This window comes from Nonomuraea sp. NPDC049158 (assembly GCF_040648335.1).
Lineage (GTDB): Bacteria > Actinomycetota > Actinomycetes > Streptosporangiales > Streptosporangiaceae > Nonomuraea.
The window spans coordinates 20,798-36,921 of sequence record NZ_JBEZDM010000016.1; the positions used below are offsets into that span (position 1 = coordinate 20,798).

Annotated in this window: 18 protein-coding genes; 9 read left to right on the top strand and 9 right to left on the bottom strand. The window is 67.8% G+C overall.

Features of this window, described 5'->3' with window-relative positions:
* Window positions 1-84 precede the first annotated feature (84 nt).
* Window positions 85-3,204, bottom strand: a complete 3,120-nt coding sequence (locus tag AB0B61_RS30745; RefSeq protein WP_358439051.1) for a TIM-barrel domain-containing protein — start codon at window positions 3,202-3,204, stop codon at window positions 85-87.
* Window positions 3,205-3,554: 350 nt separating this feature from the next.
* Here AB0B61_RS30745 and AB0B61_RS30750 point away from each other — a divergent pair, with 350 nt between their 5' ends.
* Window positions 3,555-4,256: a hypothetical protein gene (locus AB0B61_RS30750; protein WP_358439054.1), complete on the top strand. Its 702-nt coding sequence runs from the start codon at window positions 3,555-3,557 to the stop codon at window positions 4,254-4,256.
* Window positions 4,257-4,298: 42 nt separating this feature from the next.
* Here AB0B61_RS30750 and AB0B61_RS30755 read toward each other — a convergent pair whose 3' ends face one another.
* Window positions 4,299-4,514 (bottom strand): DUF397 domain-containing protein, encoded by a 216-nt coding sequence (locus tag AB0B61_RS30755; RefSeq protein ID WP_357652365.1) that lies wholly within the window; start codon window positions 4,512-4,514, stop codon window positions 4,299-4,301.
* Between the two features lie 56 nt (window positions 4,515-4,570).
* Here AB0B61_RS30755 and AB0B61_RS30760 point away from each other — a divergent pair, with 56 nt between their 5' ends.
* The 4 genes from AB0B61_RS30760 to AB0B61_RS30775 all read left to right on the top strand — a co-directional run bounded on the left by AB0B61_RS30760 (window position 4,571) and on the right by AB0B61_RS30775 (window position 7,825).
* A complete protein-coding gene (locus AB0B61_RS30760) occupies window positions 4,571-4,753 on the top strand; it encodes a hypothetical protein (protein ID WP_358439057.1) in 183 nt (60 codons plus the stop codon).
* A gap of 288 nt (window positions 4,754-5,041) precedes the next feature.
* Window positions 5,042-5,887 carry a peptidoglycan-binding protein gene (locus tag AB0B61_RS30765; protein ID WP_358439058.1) on the top strand — a complete coding sequence of 282 codons (846 nt, stop codon included), beginning with the start codon at window positions 5,042-5,044 and terminating at the stop codon, window positions 5,885-5,887.
* 67 nt (window positions 5,888-5,954) lie between these two features.
* Complete coding sequence (locus tag AB0B61_RS30770; RefSeq protein ID WP_358439061.1) at window positions 5,955-6,848, top strand: peptidase inhibitor family I36 protein; 894 nt, start codon at window positions 5,955-5,957, stop codon at window positions 6,846-6,848.
* A 35-nt stretch (window positions 6,849-6,883) separates the two neighbouring features.
* Window positions 6,884-7,825, top strand: a complete 942-nt coding sequence (locus tag AB0B61_RS30775; RefSeq protein ID WP_358439063.1) for a SpoIID/LytB domain-containing protein — start codon at window positions 6,884-6,886, stop codon at window positions 7,823-7,825.
* Between the two features lie 46 nt (window positions 7,826-7,871).
* Here the strand turns inward: AB0B61_RS30775 and AB0B61_RS30780 are convergent, their stop codons facing one another.
* The 7 genes from AB0B61_RS30780 to AB0B61_RS30810 all read right to left on the bottom strand — a co-directional run bounded on the left by AB0B61_RS30780 (window position 7,872) and on the right by AB0B61_RS30810 (window position 14,415).
* On the bottom strand, window positions 7,872-8,543 hold the full coding sequence (locus tag AB0B61_RS30780; RefSeq protein ID WP_358439066.1) for an NBR1-Ig-like domain-containing protein: 672 nt from the start codon (window positions 8,541-8,543) through the stop codon (window positions 7,872-7,874).
* Window positions 8,544-9,426: 883 nt separating this feature from the next.
* Window positions 9,427-10,338, bottom strand: a complete 912-nt coding sequence (locus AB0B61_RS30785) for a hypothetical protein (protein WP_358439068.1) — start codon at window positions 10,336-10,338, stop codon at window positions 9,427-9,429.
* The gene (locus AB0B61_RS30790; RefSeq protein WP_358439071.1) at window positions 10,290-10,955 is read right to left on the bottom strand and encodes a hypothetical protein; all 666 of its coding nucleotides are present in this window, start codon (window positions 10,953-10,955) and stop codon (window positions 10,290-10,292) included. The genes AB0B61_RS30785 and AB0B61_RS30790 overlap by 49 nt, the downstream gene beginning before the upstream one ends.
* A 343-nt stretch (window positions 10,956-11,298) precedes the next feature.
* The gene (locus AB0B61_RS30795) at window positions 11,299-11,895 is read right to left on the bottom strand and encodes a response regulator transcription factor (RefSeq protein WP_358439074.1); all 597 of its coding nucleotides are present in this window, start codon (window positions 11,893-11,895) and stop codon (window positions 11,299-11,301) included.
* Complete coding sequence (locus tag AB0B61_RS30800) at window positions 11,895-12,995, bottom strand: sensor histidine kinase (protein WP_358439077.1); 1,101 nt, start codon at window positions 12,993-12,995, stop codon at window positions 11,895-11,897. Before AB0B61_RS30800 ends, AB0B61_RS30795 begins: the two co-directional genes overlap by 1 nt.
* 20 nt (window positions 12,996-13,015) lie before the next feature.
* On the bottom strand, window positions 13,016-13,705 hold the full coding sequence (locus AB0B61_RS30805) for an ABC transporter permease (RefSeq protein WP_358439080.1): 690 nt from the start codon (window positions 13,703-13,705) through the stop codon (window positions 13,016-13,018).
* Entirely contained in the window at window positions 13,702-14,415 is a 714-nt protein-coding gene (locus AB0B61_RS30810) for an ABC transporter ATP-binding protein (protein ID WP_358439083.1), read from the bottom strand. The genes AB0B61_RS30805 and AB0B61_RS30810 overlap by 4 nt, the downstream gene beginning before the upstream one ends.
* Window positions 14,416-14,521: 106 nt before the next feature.
* Here AB0B61_RS30810 and AB0B61_RS30815 point away from each other — a divergent pair, with 106 nt between their 5' ends.
* The 4 genes from AB0B61_RS30815 (at window position 14,522) to AB0B61_RS30830 (ending at window position 16,119) form a co-directional block, all read left to right on the top strand.
* Entirely contained in the window at window positions 14,522-14,914 is a 393-nt protein-coding gene (locus tag AB0B61_RS30815) for a helix-turn-helix domain-containing protein (RefSeq protein ID WP_358439086.1), read from the top strand.
* Window positions 14,872-15,270, top strand: coding sequence for a pyridoxal-dependent decarboxylase (locus tag AB0B61_RS30820; RefSeq protein ID WP_358439088.1), 399 nt, complete (start codon window positions 14,872-14,874; stop codon window positions 15,268-15,270). Before AB0B61_RS30815 ends, AB0B61_RS30820 begins: the two co-directional genes overlap by 43 nt.
* 67 nt (window positions 15,271-15,337) lie before the next feature.
* Window positions 15,338-15,745: a hypothetical protein gene (locus AB0B61_RS30825; RefSeq protein WP_358439091.1), complete on the top strand. Its 408-nt coding sequence runs from the start codon at window positions 15,338-15,340 to the stop codon at window positions 15,743-15,745.
* Window positions 15,742-16,119, top strand: coding sequence for a helix-turn-helix domain-containing protein (locus tag AB0B61_RS30830; protein WP_358439094.1), 378 nt, complete (start codon window positions 15,742-15,744; stop codon window positions 16,117-16,119). The genes AB0B61_RS30825 and AB0B61_RS30830 overlap by 4 nt, the downstream gene beginning before the upstream one ends.
* The last annotated feature ends 5 nt before the right edge of the window (window positions 16,120-16,124 follow it).

Here is a 16,124-nt window from a genome sequence, read left to right on the forward strand (position 1 = left end):
GATCTATGCCGGCGTGACCGAACCGATCTGCGTGGTGTGAGGCCCCGCCCCGACGGGGCCTCGGGTGTCAGTCGGCCTCGGGTGTCAGTCGGAGGTGAAGCTGAGCCGAGTGGCGTGTTCGGGGAGCTTGACGGTCAGGGTACGGGTGGCGCCGTCATAGCGGTACGCGTCTGCGGGCAAGTCCGTGGGAGGTGCGACGTTCAGGAAGGTGAGCGTCCATTGGCGCGCCTTGCCGCTGATCCTCACGGTCCGCCGCCCTCCTGACTCCGAGTATCGGATCGAGGTCTTGTCGTACAGCGTGTACGAGCCGGAGGCCCCCGAGGCGATGCTCAGGGTGACCTTGTTCAGGGGGTTCTTGACGTCGTTGGCGACGTCAGCGGTCCTGGTCGGCAGGATGGCCCCGGCCTTGACGAACACGGGCATCGTGTCGAGGCCGGTGGTGATGGTCCGGGTGGTGCCGCCGGTGTAGGTCTGGCCGGTGAAGTAGTCGGTCCACTGCCCGGGCGGGAACCACACCGAGGTCGTGGCCGTGGCGCCGGGTGTGGTCACGGGCGCGACCAGGAGGTCGGGGCCGTAGAAGTACTGGCTGGCGGCGGTGGCGTACGCGGCCTCCTCTTCGGGATATTCCAGGTATGTCGGGCGGACGATCGGGACGCCGGTGGCGTTGGCCTCCTGGGCCAGCGTGTAGGTGTAGGGGACCAGGTTCTCCCTCAGATTGAGGAACTTCTTCGCCGAGTCCTTGGCCGCCGTCCCGTACTGCCAGGGCAGCCGGTCGCCGTGGTTGCTGTGCAGGCGGTCGATGGGCTGGAAGGTGCCGAACTGGACCCACCGGGCGTACAGGTCGTCGGGCAGCTTGCTGGTCCGCCTGGTCTGCCCGTTGTCGAGGTAGGTCTCCGAGCCCTGCAGGCCCGTGGTGTCGTTGTGTCCGCCGATGTCGTGGCTGATGGACGACATGCCGGTGGCGGCGGATTCGCCGGGTGTGTAGCCGACCTCCGCCCGGAGGGTTCCCCAGGTCGAGGATGTGTCGCCGGAGAAGTGGACAGTGGTGCGCTTGTCGGCCCACGGGCCGGTGGGCAGGCCCGAGCGGCCGGCGTACGAGCCGGTCTGGAGGGAGCCGAAGGCACGGGAGAGCACGAAGCCGCCGTGGGCCGCGGCGTACTGCTGGTGGATCCAGGCGTCAGGGGTCACGCCGGGCAGCGAGGACTGCGAGGCGTCGCAGCACCAGTCGAGCCACCAGAAGTCGTTGCCCTGCTGATCCATGGTCTTGTGCAGATCCATGTACGCCTTGAGCTGGTCGGGGTCGCCCCAGTCGAAGGTGTAGCAGTTCGCGCCCGCGGCCCCCGCGCACCCGCCTCTCCGCAGCTTGCCCTTGGCCGTGGCCTGCGCCTGGGCGAACTGGGGGTCGTCGCCGACGATGCTGGGATGGACGTTGAGCGTGTTGTGCAGGCCCTGGGCGGCCGACCAGTCGAAGAACACCTTCGGGTCGGGGAACTTCGCGCGGTCGATCTGCCAGCCGCTCCAGGTGTTGGGCGATTTGAAGTCGGTGTCGGTGACCAGGACGTCCAGCGGGACGCCCTCGGAGCGGAACCTGGGCAGGATCGTGTTCTGGTAGTCGGCCGCGGTGCGGTCGATGTACTCGGAGTACCACACGCCGTACGCCCAGCGAGGGAGCAGCGCCGGCGGCCCGGTCAGGGTGGACAGGTCCGACAGGGCGCGCTTGTAGTCGTGGCCGTAACCGAAGAAGTAACCGTCCTGGTACACCCTGCCGCCGGGCCGCTGGGCGACCTTCCCGGTGGCGGGGTCGTACAGGGCCGAGGGTGTGTCGTCGAGCAGGTACCAGCCGTCCTTGTGCGGCAGGCCCGGAGTGGTCGGCGGGGTGCCGTTGTCGCCGTTCACGTTGTCGAGGCTGCGGCGGTAGCCACCGAGCGCGAGGTGGGGCGGCGGGGCGGCCGTGCCGGTGGGGGTCACCGCGAGCGTGTCCGCGTTGACGCGGCAGCCGGAGGCGCCGGGGCAGGTGAGGATGATGTCGTTCGTGCCGGACTTGAGCGCGACCGTGGTGGCGGCCGTCGCCCAGGTGTCCCAGTCGGCCGTGATCGGGAAGGTCATCTGCTGCGTGGCGCCGCCTGCTGTGACGGTGGCCGTTCGCGTCTGGTGCAGGCCGTCGCCGCCGATGCCGTTGGCGTAGCGGATGTGCAGCGTGTACGTGCCGTCGGCGGGCACGCCCACCAGGCGGGTGGCCAGGCCGGCGCCCTGGTTGAGTTCGGCGACGAAACCTCTGCCCGCGTAGCCGGCGTGGTCCTGCACCACCTTGGCCGTACCGGTGAGCCCGCCCGCCTCGGCCTCGCAGCTCGTGCCGTACGCGCAGGGCACGGTGGCCCTGGCCGACGGCGGCGGATATCCGGCGCCCGGTGGCAGCAGCGCGAGGCTGTCGACGTTGACGTTGCCGGAGTCGGCGGGCGTGCGGGTCAGCGTGATCATGTGCCGACCCGCGGCGAGCTGCACTCCGGATGTGGCGATGGCCCAGGTGTCCCAGTTCGCGGTCACCGGCAGGGTCACGGTCTGGCCGGTGCCCCCGTCCACCGACAGGGTGAGCGTGCGCGGCGTGTGCTGGCCGTCGCCGCCGACGGCGTTGGCGTAGCGGATGGCGAACTGGTACTGCCCTGGCGTGGTCGCGTTCACGTCCGCGGACAGCGAGTTGCCGGTGCCCTCGAAGCCCGCCAGGAAGCCCGCGCCGGTGAAGCCAGTGTGGTTGGTGGCGACAGCCAGCCCGCCGTACGAGAGGTCCTCGGCCTCGCACAGGGCTCCGGCGGGGCAGGTCAGTTGTTGCCATGGGGCGGCGGTCGTGGTCTTCAGGCTGACCGAGAGGTTCTGCGGGGTGAACGGGCCCGAACCGACCTGGTAGCGCAGGGTGAGAGCGCTCGTCCTGATGGTGAGCCAGCCGTTCGACGTACTGGAGGTGAAGGGCGTCGCCGGAAAGGCGCCGCGCCCGACGGCGTTGAAGGTCGGGGTGTCGAGGAATTTGGCGTCGCCCGCGTACTCGGTTCTTATCAGGGTTGGGGACAGCACTTCGAAGCGGGCGTTTCCGGAGGTCACCGCCTTGATCCGGTTGTTGTGGGCCGCCTCCGCCGGAACGGGGGCGATGCCTGACATGGCCAGCGTGGTGATCGCGACGGCTACGAGACGCAGGGAGGGGCTTGGTCGCACTGGGCGGCTCCTTAGTCACGTTCGATCGGGCAGCGGATCGAATTTGACTGCTTTGCCGCAACTATTGACCAGACCGATCGACCTGACAAGATCGGAGCATCATATTGATCGGATCCGGTCAATGTGGTAGGTAAATCGGTCAATACGGTGGCCAGAGACGATCTTGTGCCCAGCCGTACGTCCTGCCGTGATCAAGGCATGGAAGGCTCCTCCCGTCCATCCTGTCGAGGAGGAACCCGTTAAAGCGCTCCATCGCCGCCCTCATCGGCGCCGTCGTCCTGGCCGGTGCCGCCGCGGCCCCGGCTCAGGCCGCCGCTCCCGCCGACCCGGTCAAGGCCCTGAAGAGCCAGATGGCCGCAGGCAAGGGGGTGAAGTTCACTGACGTCATGTCGTTCGTGGAACTGGCCGGCAAGACCGCTTTTCTACGGCGTACGGGCGTCCTGCAGTACGGCAAGCCGGTCAAGGGCGGAATGGGCGACATCCTGGCCGCGGACATCAATGCCGATTACACCCAACACGACGGCCCGGTCTTCAAGACCATCGGCATCTCGCTGGCCGACGAACATACGATCAGCATCGGCAAGATCAGCTATGTCAAGGGCGACATGCCGGAGCCCCTCCCCAAGGGCAAGAGCTGGCTCAAGGTCAGGGCGCCCATGCCCGGCGGCTCCAGCTCGATCGACTGCCAGCTGCCGAACCCGGCCGAGCCCGCGACCCTCCAGGCCCTCATCAAGGGCGGCAAGAAGACGGGCCGAACCTACAAGGGCAGCATCAGCAAGGCCCGGCTCTGGGAGGTGTCCCCGTGGTATCGGGCCGCCACCTTGCTCAAGGACAACGACGGCGCGCTGGACTACGAACTCACCCTCGGCCCGAACAACCTGCCGCAGCGACTGCTCACGTCCTTTCCGGCGACGGAGATCTTGGGAGTGACTCTGGCGGGAGACGATGTGTTCACCATTGAAACCCGCTTCACCGGCTGGGGAAGCAAGGTACGCGTGACTCCCCCGCCCGCCGGCCAGATCTACGCCCCCAAAAAGCGCAGCGACGACTGACGCGGATCTGGTGAGCGAGACAGGGACGCCGCCATGGACATTTCAGAAGTTGAATTCCCCCTTCTTGACGCCGTCGATGAACGCCGCCCAGACCGAAGGCGAAAAGACGTAAGGGGCCTTCTCCGGATGCTCTGAGTCGCGCAAGCCCACTTGGCCGTCGCCCAAGGGAGCCACTTCGATGCAGTCGCCGGCTTCCCCGGAGCGAGTCGCCTTACGCCACGCGGCGCTCTCCAGCAGTTCTGCGGTCACGTCGTCCATTGCTCTGCCATCTCCCCAATCAACTGGAGTGAAGCCCGCCGAGGCAGGGCCTCGTTGTGCAACATCTCGTACCTCGACTTGATCTCGCGGACTCGCTGGACAACCGGTACGACGATCCCGCGCTCGCCACCATCCGGGCCGATCTCACCACCGATCTCGCCCACTGGATGATCCGCGTCCGGGACGATCTGCCGGAAGCGGCCTACACCCTCAAACGCGCGCCACACAACTGGCACTAGCGCTCCGACTTCCACTCGCTGCGCGTCATCGGTCGCTGCGTGTAACCGCCGCCGATGTTGCCGCGCCCGCGGAGCGGGCCGTTCCGCGGGCAGCTCCTAGCCAACGTCATGGTGCATGTCATGCCTGGTCAGGCCCTGTCAGCAGCACCGGAACACCTGTCAGACGGCGTACCGCGAGGGCTGTCAGATCGCATGCGGACAGGCTGACAACACCGATCTCCTTGTGGACACGTTGGGTAACCGGCGAAATTGATCCCGCCGCCCAGCAATCCCACCCCAGGAGTAACGATGAAGTTGGCCTCATGCGCCGCTGCCGTCATATCGGCCGCCCTGCTCGCTTCCCCAGCCGAGGCGTCCGTGATGTCGGCGGCAGAGGCGGCCGGCATGAGCGCCCTTCCGAGCGTGAACATGGAAGCCACCGTCAAGGCGGCCCAGATCGACCCGAGGCGGCCTGACAACACGCTGACCCCGGGCGCCAAGGCCAGTGTGCTCCTCGTTGAGCAGACGTTGCGCGACCGGGGCCTGCTCGACGCGAAGTGGGTGGACGGTTACTTCGGCTCCACGACGGTCACCGCCTATGCGAAGTACCAGAAGTCGCTCGGCCTCACCGGTCTCGACGCCAACGGCCTGCCGGGCAAGGGGTCGCTCGCCAAGCTCGGCGCCGGCAAGTTCACCGTCACCAGCAGCATCGACCCGGGCGCCCGGGTGTCCGTCGGCACCGCCGTCATCAACACCCGCACCCGGAACATGCTGGCCGAGGCGAAGCGCCTGCTCGGCCGCGATCTCGCGCTGGATCAGGGCTCGTACAACCCCGGCGGCGACCCGACGTCCGTGGGCACCCACGATGGCGGCGGCGTCATCGACGTCACGGTGAAGGGGATGACCGCCGCCACCCGCACGGCGGTCTGCCGCGCGTTGCGCCGTGTCGGCTTCGCGGCATGGGTGCGCAGCCCCCAGCAAGGCGACTGGCCGTGGCACATCCACGCCGCCGCCATCAACGACACCAGCCTCTCCAGCCAGGCCCAGCACCAGATCGGTGACTACTACCTGGGCCAGAACGGGCTCGCCAACCGCGGGCCGGACGACGGCCCGAAGGTGACCATCCGCACCTGGGAGGAGTACCAGCGTCGCTGACTCCTCTGAAACCAAGCTCCGCTGACCATCCGAGACCTAGAAGCACCGCAGACAAAGGAGAAACAGCATGAGAACTTTCACCAGGATCCTCACCGCGACGACCGCCGCGATGGCGCTCAGTGGGACGGTGCTGGCCACCGCGACGCCCGCCTCGGCGGCCAACCGCGACGGAGTCTGCGACACCGGCGAGTTCTGCTACTACTTCAACAGCAACCAGCAGGGCTCGGTCTCCGACTTCACCGGATCGGTCTCTGACTACTCCACGACGCAGCCCACTTGCTACGACTTCAAGGGCGCCGGCGAGGGCAAGGGCAAGTGCATCAAGAACGCCGCCGCCTCCGTCTGGAACCGCAGCAGCAAGAAGGTCCGCGTCTACTTCAACACCGGCAATACCGGCACTTATCAGGACTTCGCCGCAGGCGCCAAGGGCAACCTGAACGCCAGCCTCAAGAACCAGAACGCCTCGCACGAGTTCAACCCGTCGTCGACGACGCGCACCAACATGTCGTTCGCGCTGTACGCGAGCTCCGGCGGCGGGATCAGCTGCGGCTTCGACGGTTACACCTCCACCTCCGGGCGGCATGAGGGCATCGACATCGCCCGCGGCATCGGCTCGGATGTTCACAACCTGGTGGCGGGCACGATCATCAATGTCCAGTTCGGTTCCACCGGCAGGGCCGGACTGTCCACGATCGCCGTCTACAACTCCGCGGCGAACAAGACGGTGATCTACCTGCACTCCGCTCCGCGGTCCTCCCTGCGTGTGGGCCAGACGGTCAGCCGCGGCCAGATCATCGCCGACGAGTCGTGGCACGGGGTTTCGAGCAGTTCGTCCGCGCACACCCACGTCGAGATGCGCCCCGGACGGCAGACGCGGGCGTCCAAGAGCGTCGGCGACTCGACCCTGGACAACCCGAACCCGACCTCGTTCTGGAACTCCCAGGGCTACAACGTCCGATAACGAATCCCGACCGCTGACACGAGAGGAAGACACCTGTGCCTTCACGAACTGTACGGCTGATCTCGGGGCTCACCACGGCGATGGCGCTCGGCGGAACCATGCTGACCACCGCGACGCCCGCCTCGGCGGCCAGCCGCGACGGAGTCTGCGACACCGGCGAGTTCTGCTACTACTTCAACAGCAACAACCAGGGATCGGTCTCCGACTTCACCACTTCGATCCCCGACTACTCCACCACGCAGCCCAGCTGCTATGACTTCAAGGGCCCCGGCGCGGGCAAGGGCAAGTGCATCAAGAACGCCGCCGCCTCCGCCTGGAACCGCAGCAGCAAGAAGGTCCGCGTCTACTTCAACACCGGCCTCACCGGCAGCTACCAGGACTTCGCTCCAGGCGCCAAGGCCAACCTCAACTCCACTCTCAAGAACCAGAACGCCTCGCACGATTTCCTGGGTAGCTCCCTACCGCCGACCCAATGCAAGACCGACGGCACGGACAGCAAGCTGCCCACGACGATCCTCGTGTACCGCGAGTCCCTCAAACGCGTGGAGCGGGTGGACTTCAAGACCTACGTCAAGAACGTCCTGCCCAACGAGTGGGTGACGAGCTGGCCGAGCGAGTCCCTCAAGGCCGGCGCGATGGCCGTGAAGAACTTCGGCTGGTACTGGGCGCTGCACTCCGCCAGCAAGACGCCGAGCGGACAGTGCTTCGACGTCTATGACCACACCTCGAGCCAGGTGTACAAGCCCGGCTCCGCGAAGGCGGTGACGAACGCCGCGGTGGACGCGACGTGGGGCACCCGGCTGACGCGCAGCGGGAAGATCTTCCGGGCCCAGTACTGCTCCACGACGACGGCGTGCGGCAACTGGGTCAACGGCGACTGGATGTCGCAGTACGGCTCCCGCGACAAGGCCAGAGCGGGCTGGAGCTACTCCAGGATCCTCAAGAACTACTACACCGGGATCGTTATCGGCTCCTGACCACCCCGAGGCTCTAATTCCCCGCCGCATCCTGCGCGGCGGGGAATTAGAGTGTGTCGACGATGATCTGAAAGTTGACCGGACGGCTTCCGGGGAAAAGGACCGTTCCCGAAGCGTCCACCATCTTGAATCGCACGTAGCACAGGCCCGGCTTGCTCGGCGTGGTGACGACGGTCTCGATGTCGACCATCTCGCCGGGTGGCGTGTCCTTGATCGGCACGTGGGCAATGGTCTGGCACTGATCGGCTTGCTGCGTGACGTCGAGGCGGCGCAGCGAATAGCCCTTCCACGGCACGGTCCCGGCGTTCTTGAGCCGCCATATCTTGGTCACGGTCTTGCCGGTGCGGACGCGTGTGCAGTCGGGGAGCGTGACGTCCTCGATGAACACGACCGCGTCGCCCTTGTGCAGCGGCGGGGCCAAGGGCGGGTTGGTCGAACGCACCGGGCACTCGGCTGGGGACAGCACGGCGATCGATGAGGCGCCGGACAGGGCCGGGCTGTGTTGTTCGTCGGGCGTGGAGCCGCTGTTGACGACGGCCACGATGACGGCCACCGACCCCACGGTGACGGCCACGGCCGCGAACGCGACCGGGCGGATCCACCGCGATCGCCCTCGTCTCGCCGGTGCGGGGACCTCGCCCACGATCTCGCCGGCCGACCATCCGCTGGCGAGCCGCACGGTACGGGGTTCCGCGACTCCGCCAGGCAGATGATCCACTGAGGTGTCCGTGCGAATCGAAAGCTCCCCGGCGCTCGGCGATCTGACCGCCAGGTTCGCTCGCTCCCACCGTTCGCGGTACGCGGCCGGGTCCGCGCCGCACGCCTTGAGGAACTCAACGGTGGTCTCCCAGCTCGGGAGCCGGTTACCCTTCGTAGCCTCGTGCAGCGTTGTGTGAGAAATCGCCCCTGACCGGCCGGACATTTCTCGAAAAGACGGGTTGCCAACCGAGGTGCGCAGTTCCCGCAGGGTCACCGCGAAGTCCTCGATTGCCTCCGTCCGTACCCGCGTGTCGTCCACCGTGTGAAGTTAACAGCACCCATGGTGTTCATCAACCGAAACGGACAAGCCCAGTGAGATGGGGCTTGAGAAGGCCACCGATAACCCGGCGGCTTTTCGCCCCATTCGCTGTTCTGCTCGAATACGGTGCGCAGCATCATCACCACCCAAGGTGCATGGCCCGCCGTCCGGGCTCACTGCGGCTAGGGCGCCCCCGACGGGCTCCTCGGATGAAGCGGCCGTCAATGGCCCGGTCAGACGTTTGGAAAGTCTGAACCAGCTTTCCCGTCTTTAGCAGAATCCGAGTCAATGAAGCCATAGCCCGTGCCTTCACGCCCAGAGGCCTGGTTCGTGGGTGATCCAGGCCACCCCTGAACTGGCACGAGTGAGATTCAAGTGACGAGAGGCGGACACTCCGTAATCCTTCGATTCACCTATTCGGACACCGCAAAGCCGCGCCGACTTGACATCTGCTGTAACCACACAGTCGACAGTCGGCAATTTCTCATCCGGCGGGTAATCCCTCGAGTCAATCGGCCGGCTCATCAAAGCCGGCGAGCACGGAGAGTCACTGCCGGCTGCGATCTCCAGACCGTCCGCGCCATCAGCGGACCTGCGGCATGTATCTCTCCACAGGCGGATAGCCGTCCTCCAGCCAAGCGCACATCCGCCAGTTGGCCTCCCACAGCCGCTCCCGATCCGACGTGAACAGCGCGTAGGTCTCGGCGAAGAACTCCTTGGTCGACGTCCGCCCGTACGGCGTGCACGGCTGGTATCCGGCCTGTGCGGCATAGGCGGCGAACCTCGCCAACAGCAGCCCAGGCGCCGCCAACCCCGCGATATACGTATGCCGCAGCAGCAGCACCGTAGTCACCTTGACGACATCGCGCTGCCCCTCAGGAAGCAACGCGTCCAGCGCCCGGGCGGCGGCCAGCGTGGGATCCGCCTGAGCGACGGCCGCCGCCTGTGCCCTGGCGAAGGTCGCTACGACCTCTTTGACGTTGGGGGGCACGGTCTCCCGGAGTGCCGCCCAGGTCTGGTTCGCCACGGGGACGAAGTCGTCGTTCGCGTCGGTGTAGGCCCGGTACGCGGTGGTCCAGGTGTTGAAGGCTTGGATGAGCCGATTGTCGGCGTTCGCCAAGGAGGCGCGCAGCCGCTGGTCGAGCAGGTCGTACGCCTGCCGCGGCTTGTCCCTGAGCCGAGCCAGCGCCAGTGAGGCCTGCTCGTGGGGGCACATGGTGACCACGTGGCCGATCTCGTGCAGCAGGGTCCAGTCGCCGCCCGGCCCGCAGTCGCCCGGCGGGCCGCACGCCGCGCGGGTCATGTCGTCGAAGGCGAGGTCGAAGTAGTGGACGTGCGGCGTCGGTTCGGCGGGCTTCGGACCGATCAGGTCCAGACCACCCGTGCTCACGTGGGCCTCGCCGCCGTGCCGGCCGGCCACTATGGGATCCACGGGCATGTCGCGGATCAGTGAGGTGCCCTTGAGCGCCTCGAGGTCCCCGGCCGTGGGTACCACGCCGGTAGCGGCCGGTCCACCACGTCGCCCAGCCGTTCGGCACGCACCACGCGGTTGTCGTCGATGATCAGCTCGTAGCGGGCGGACCCGTTCCGGAGGGGGATCGTCAGCGGCCAGACGGTTCCCGTCAGCTCCAGCGGCTGACCGTCGGGCCGGGTGAGGTGGGTGGTGACCCGCATGATCATGTACTGGACGGCATCGCGTTCGTGCACGGGCACGAAGGTGAGGTTGGTGGTGTACTTGGCATCGCGGATGGCGGCGCCGGTGTCCCCGAAGTCCCGGGGCAGCGGTTCGGCTGGGGGGACGAGCCTGAGCATGGTCGGTGCCGGACCGTTACCGTTGTCGAGCAGCAGGTTCACCACCCGGCGCAGCAGGAGGAGGAAGGACTCGTTCTGCTGCGGATCCTGGCGGGTGAGCGCGCGTAACCGTACGACGCCGTCGGTGCCGGGGCGTACCGTGACGGCGCAGCGGCGCAGGCCGGCCAGGATGCGGTCACGGACCCGCAGGTCAGTGACCTTCAGCTCGGCCCACTTCTGCTCCAGCAGGCGCAGGTACGCGCCGAAGACGCGCTCCCAGACATCCCCCAGGGCCGCACCGTCCTCGGCGGCCAGAGCCACCCCGGCCAGCTGAGAGCTGAGCCGACGTGACAGGACAGGTCTCCGGCCACTTGGCCAGGAAGACGGCGAAGCCGACGGCGTCCTTGTCCTGCTCGTAGGCGGAGCGCCCGGCGGCGAGGAGTTTGGCGACGTCCGTGAGTCGGCCTGTCCGCGTCGGGCGATCAATGAGACGACCGTCCGTTTCGCTATACGACGCCCTGATCTCGTCAAGTTTGATGAGCACCTTGCGCGTGGGCGTCACCGCTGCATCCACGGACGGCTCCCTCCAGTGGAACGCTCCCTTGAACGTTAACCGGGGAGATTCCCGATTCCCTACGATGTGACCGCTGAATGACAGATCGTGTCAGAGGAGCCCCCGCTCCATGGCCACCACGACCGCCGCCGCCCTGGTCTCGACGCCGAGCTTGGCGAAGACGTGCTTCATGTGCGTCTTGACCGTGGTCTCGCTGATCAGCAGGGTTCTCGCGATCTCCTTGTTGGCCGCGCCCCGTGCCACCAGGCGCAGCACCTCCAGCTCGCGCGGGCTCGGCCGCTGCGCCGCGGGCCCGCGGATGAGCGCGGAGGCGATCGACGGCGCCAGGACCGCGCCGCCCGCGGCGGCCGTACGGACCGCCCGGTGCAGTTCCTCGCGCGGCGCGTCCTTCAGCAGGTAGCCCGCCACCCCGGCGGCCATGGCCCGGGTCACGTCGGCGTCGGTGTCGTACGTGGTCAGCACGATCACCTTGATCTCCGGGTGGTCCACGCGCAGCCGCTCGATCGCGCCCACGCCGTCCAGGCCGGGCATGCGCAGGTCCATGAGGATGACGTGCGGCCGCGCCTGCCTGGCCATGGCCAGCGCTTCGTACCCGTCGCCCGCCTCGGCCACCACCTCGATGTCGTCCACGTGGTCGAACATGCCGCGCAGCCCGTCGCGGACCACCGGATGGTCATCCACGATCATCAGCTTGAGGGGATACGCAGGCACAGTGCCGTCCCCTCTCCCGGCGCCGTCTCCACCGTCAGCGTTCCGCCCACGCCGCGGGCGCGCTCGCGCATGGCCGCCAGTCCGTAACCGGAGCCGCGCGCGTCCGGGTCGAAGCCCTTACCGTCGTCGAACACGTCCAGCGTCACCTCGTCGTCCATGTACGTCAGCGTGATCGCCACCCGGCCGGCCCGCGCATGCTTGGCCGCGTTGGACAGCCCTTCCTGCGCCGCGCGCAGCAGCGTGGCGCCCACCTCGCCGGGCAGCGGCCGGGGCGGGCCCTCCACCGTCACGGTGGCGCTCACCTCGGACGTACGTGACCATCGCTCGGCGACCTGCGCCAGGGCGGCGTCGAGGCGCGCGTCCCGCAGCGGCCCCGGCCGCAACGCGTCCACCGAGCGGCGGGCCTCTTGGAGGTTGTCGCGGGCCAGCTCCTTGGCCAGCGCGATCCTCCTGCGTATGGCGGGCAGGTCGGGTGTGCCCGATCCGGGCATGGCCTGCTCGGCCGCCTCAAGCTGGGTGATGATCCCGCTCAGCCCTTGGGCGATGGTGTCGTGAATCTCCCTGGCCAGTCTGGCCCGTTCCTCCAGCACCCCGAGCGTCTTGGTCTGCTCGCTCTGGCGCAGGACGTAGGTCAAGAACATGCCGATCGCCACCACCAGGCCGCAACTCCCGGCCAGCTGCCACAGGGCGTCGGGGTCGTCGAGGTAGCCCCTCGCCGCGAACGTGCACAGAATGGTCGTCACGGCCCCCGCGTACGACCAGGGGGTGGTCAGCAGCACGTACGGCTGGGGCATCAACCCGAAGATCACCATATCGAAGGAACGGTCGGTGAGCACCAGCGCGACGTAGAGGGCGCAGAGCACGGCCAGGTGGAACGCCATGGGGCGGAGCCGACCGAGCAGGTGCGGCCGACGGACGACGAAGAACCAGTGCCAGACGGCCAGCGACGCGAGCACCACCAGAGTGACGGGGGCCGGGCTCTTGTTCTCGCCGATCGACAGGATCAGCCCCAGCGCCAGGCAGGCGTAGAACAACAGGTGGAAGGCGCGCACCCAGCGCGCCTCCCAGACGTTCACCCCGTCACTCCCCCGCTCCGTCACTCCCATCGGAACAGCGCCGCGGCCACCGCCGTGCCCGCCACGATTATCCCGGCGAGGATCATCATCGGGAAGAGGGCAGTGGCGCCGGTCCAGGCGGCGTTCAGCAGGTCGACGCCCGGGGTCAGCGGCAGGAAGTCGCCGATCGCGCGCAGCGAGTCGGGCAGGGCCTTGCGGGGCACGGCCGCGCCCGCCAGGAAGACCATCGGGAACATGACCATCATGCCGATCAGGCTCGCGCCCCTGGTGTTGCGGACGATCGCGGCGATCACGAAGCCGAGCGCGCAGACCGTCACCGAGCACAGCACGAAGGCGACGGCCAGCAGGGGTACGTTCGTGGGCGGCTGCGCGCCGAACCCCACGATCGCGGCGACCACCAGCAGCGCCGAGCCGACCAGAGCCGCGGCGACCTGCGCCACCAACTGGGCGCCGAGCAGCAGAACCGGGGAGATCGGCGTGGTCGCCAGCCGCTTGAGCACCTTGCGCTCGCGGTAGGCGGCCACGATGCCGGGCATGGCACCCATCCCGCCGATGGCCGCGATCATCGCCATGTAGCCGGGGACCGCGCCGCTGTCACCGCGCTTGAGCACCAGCAGCATCAGCGGGAAGGCCATCATGAAGAACACCGAGGCGGGATCGCGCAGCAGCAGCCTCAGCTCGGTCGTGGTGAGCGCGGTGAACGCCTTCATTTGTCCGCTCCTTCCAGGGCGAAGTACGCCTCTTCCAAAGAGGAGGTGCCGGTCCGGGCGATGATCTCGGCCGGGGTGCCCATGGCCCGGATCCGGCCGTGGGCGAAGACGGCCAGGCGGTCGCACAGGGCCTCGGTCTCGTCGAAGTAGTGGCTGACCAGCACCACGGTGGTGCCGGAGGTCTTCAGCTCCCGTACCAGCCGCCAGGTCTCCCGGCGGGCAACGGGGTCCAGGCCGGTGGTCAGCTCGTCCAGCACGACCACCTCGGGGTCGCCGACCAGGGCCAGGGCGAGCATCAGCCGCTGCTTCTGCCCACCGGACAGGTCGCCGTACGCCTTGCGCGCCAAGGGGGTCAGTCCCCAGCGCTCCATGACCACCCGCCAGTCGGCGGGCCGGTGGTAGAAGGAGGCGAAGGCGTGCAGCGCCTCGGCGACCTTGATCCGCTCCGGCAGCGCGCCCTCCTGGAGCTGGGCGCCGACGCGCTGGGCCAGGGCCCGGCGCCGGCGCGCGGGGTCCTCGCCCAGGACGCGCACGCTGCCTCCATCGGCGCGCCGCAGCCCGAGGAGGCATTCGACGGTGGTGGTCTTGCCCGCCCCGTTGTGGCCGGCGATGCCGAAGGTCTCCCCGGCGTGGACCGTGAACGTGACGCCGTCCACGGCGGTGGTGTCCCCGTAGGTCTTGCGCAGGTCTGTCACCTCGATGGCTTCCATGCCTCAAGACTCCCGTCGGGGCGGGTCGCGCAACATCGCCCATCACGCCGCCCCGGCATCCTCCATCCGGGTGATGCCAGCGGCGTTTCTCACACGGTTTCGCGCTATGAAGGGATATGTGGAATCTGCCCGCTACTGGCGTTACCACGGGCTCGGTGGCCTGGATCTGATGCGCGCGCAGTTCGCCCAGCACCGGTTCGCCCGGCACAGCCACGAGACGTACGCGATGGGAACGCTGGAGGCCGGCGCGACGATGCCGGACCCGCCGGGCCTGACCGAACTGGCGGCCACCGCAGGGGTCACACCGTACGCCCTGCTGCGCTCTTTCCGGCAGGCGTACGGCATGCCGCCGCACGCGTACGTGACCCAGCTGCGCGTCGCGAAGGCTCGCGAGCTGCTGCGGCAGGGCATGCCGCCCACGCGGCCGACGCCAGGTACCTGCAGGACCTCAGCCCGGTGGACGACCTGCCCGACTTCGGCCACCTCGGGGTGGAGCTGACCCGGGAGTTCCGGGGGCTGCGACTGTGGCTGCCCCTGCATTTGCACGGCGTACGGGCCTTCGAACGGGAGCTGGACGAAAAGCTCGACCTCGCCGCCTATGTCCACAGCCAGCTCGCCCGGGACCCACGCTTCGAGGTGCCGTGGCAACCGGACCTGACAGTGGTGCTCTTCCGGCTGCGCGGAACGGACGAGGACAACAGGCGGCTCCTGGCCGAGATCAATTCCAGCCGGCGCGTGTATCTGAGCAGTACGGCCATCGACGGCAGGTTCTTCCTGCGCCTGTGCGTGCTCAGCTTCCGCACCCACGCGGACCGCGTCGAGGAGGCACTGGGAATCATCCGATCAGCGTGCTGATCTAAGGCGACACCTCCGAAACGATATGACTTGAAGGGCATATGACTCCGATGGCATAGTGGAGTATGTGGACATTGACTGGCCAGCCGAATTCGGTGCGTGGCTTGACCGGCTCGAAGCAGAAGCCCGCGCCGGCGACCAGCGGTCGCGGCTGCTCCTGGTGTTCACCGCCCGCGCCCTGGATCAGCTTCGGAATATGACTGGACCACTCACCCCGGATGCGGAAACGGCCACACTGCGGTGGGTTCGCCAGTCACGCCGTCATCAGCTGTGGCGGGTGTCGCACGCCTACCATCCGGAGGTGGCGGTGCGATTGATCTGCTGGTTTCCACCGAACACCGGGAAGGTCGTCGTGGCCTTGTTCGCCGGGGACAAGGCCAAGCTGGGCGATCTATTCTACGACAGCGTGGCCGCACGCGCGGACGGGCTGATCGATCAGTGGAAACGGGAGACAGCGTTTGAGGAGAAGCCATGACCGAGCCTGACAACACCTTCGTCCGCGGCAACGAACACCTGGACCGACTGCTCGCCGATCCCGAACTCGCCGCTGACGTGGCCCAGGCGCACGAGGCGGCCGAGGAAATGGACCGCGCCTATGCCATGAACCTAGCGATGATCCGCAAAGCCGGACAGATGACCCAGGTCGAAGTGGCCAAGAGACTCGGTGTGGGACAGGCTGTGGTGTCCCGGCTGGAGAATCGCAGCGACATGCTGCTGTCCACTCTGTTCGACTACCTCACGGCAACGGGAGCCGAAGGCGCCAGCATCGTCGTGACCGTCCACGGACGCCGCATCGAACTGGACCTGGCTCAACTGCGCGCCACCCCCACCGACCAGCGATCAGCGTGATCCGT

Excerpts from the sequence above, each read along its gene's own strand:
- AB0B61_RS30750 (WP_358439054.1), top strand. The coding sequence starts at position 3,555 with ATGGCCGCAGGCAAGGGGGTGAAGTTCACTGACGTCATGTCGTTCGTG.
- AB0B61_RS30755 (WP_357652365.1), bottom strand. The coding sequence starts at position 4,514 with ATGGACGACGTGACCGCAGAACTGCTGGAGAGCGCCGCGTGGCGTAAG.
- AB0B61_RS30765 (WP_358439058.1), top strand. The coding sequence starts at position 5,042 with ATGAAGTTGGCCTCATGCGCCGCTGCCGTCATATCGGCCGCCCTGCTC.
- AB0B61_RS30770 (WP_358439061.1), top strand. The coding sequence starts at position 5,955 with ATGAGAACTTTCACCAGGATCCTCACCGCGACGACCGCCGCGATGGCG.
- AB0B61_RS30795 (WP_358439074.1), bottom strand. The coding sequence starts at position 11,895 with ATGATCGTGGATGACCATCCGGTGGTCCGCGACGGGCTGCGCGGCATG.
- AB0B61_RS30805 (WP_358439080.1), bottom strand. The coding sequence starts at position 13,705 with ATGAAGGCGTTCACCGCGCTCACCACGACCGAGCTGAGGCTGCTGCTG.
- AB0B61_RS30810 (WP_358439083.1), bottom strand. The coding sequence starts at position 14,415 with ATGGAAGCCATCGAGGTGACAGACCTGCGCAAGACCTACGGGGACACC.
- AB0B61_RS30815 (WP_358439086.1), top strand. The coding sequence starts at position 14,522 with ATGAAGGGATATGTGGAATCTGCCCGCTACTGGCGTTACCACGGGCTC.
- AB0B61_RS30830 (WP_358439094.1), top strand. The coding sequence starts at position 15,742 with ATGACCGAGCCTGACAACACCTTCGTCCGCGGCAACGAACACCTGGAC.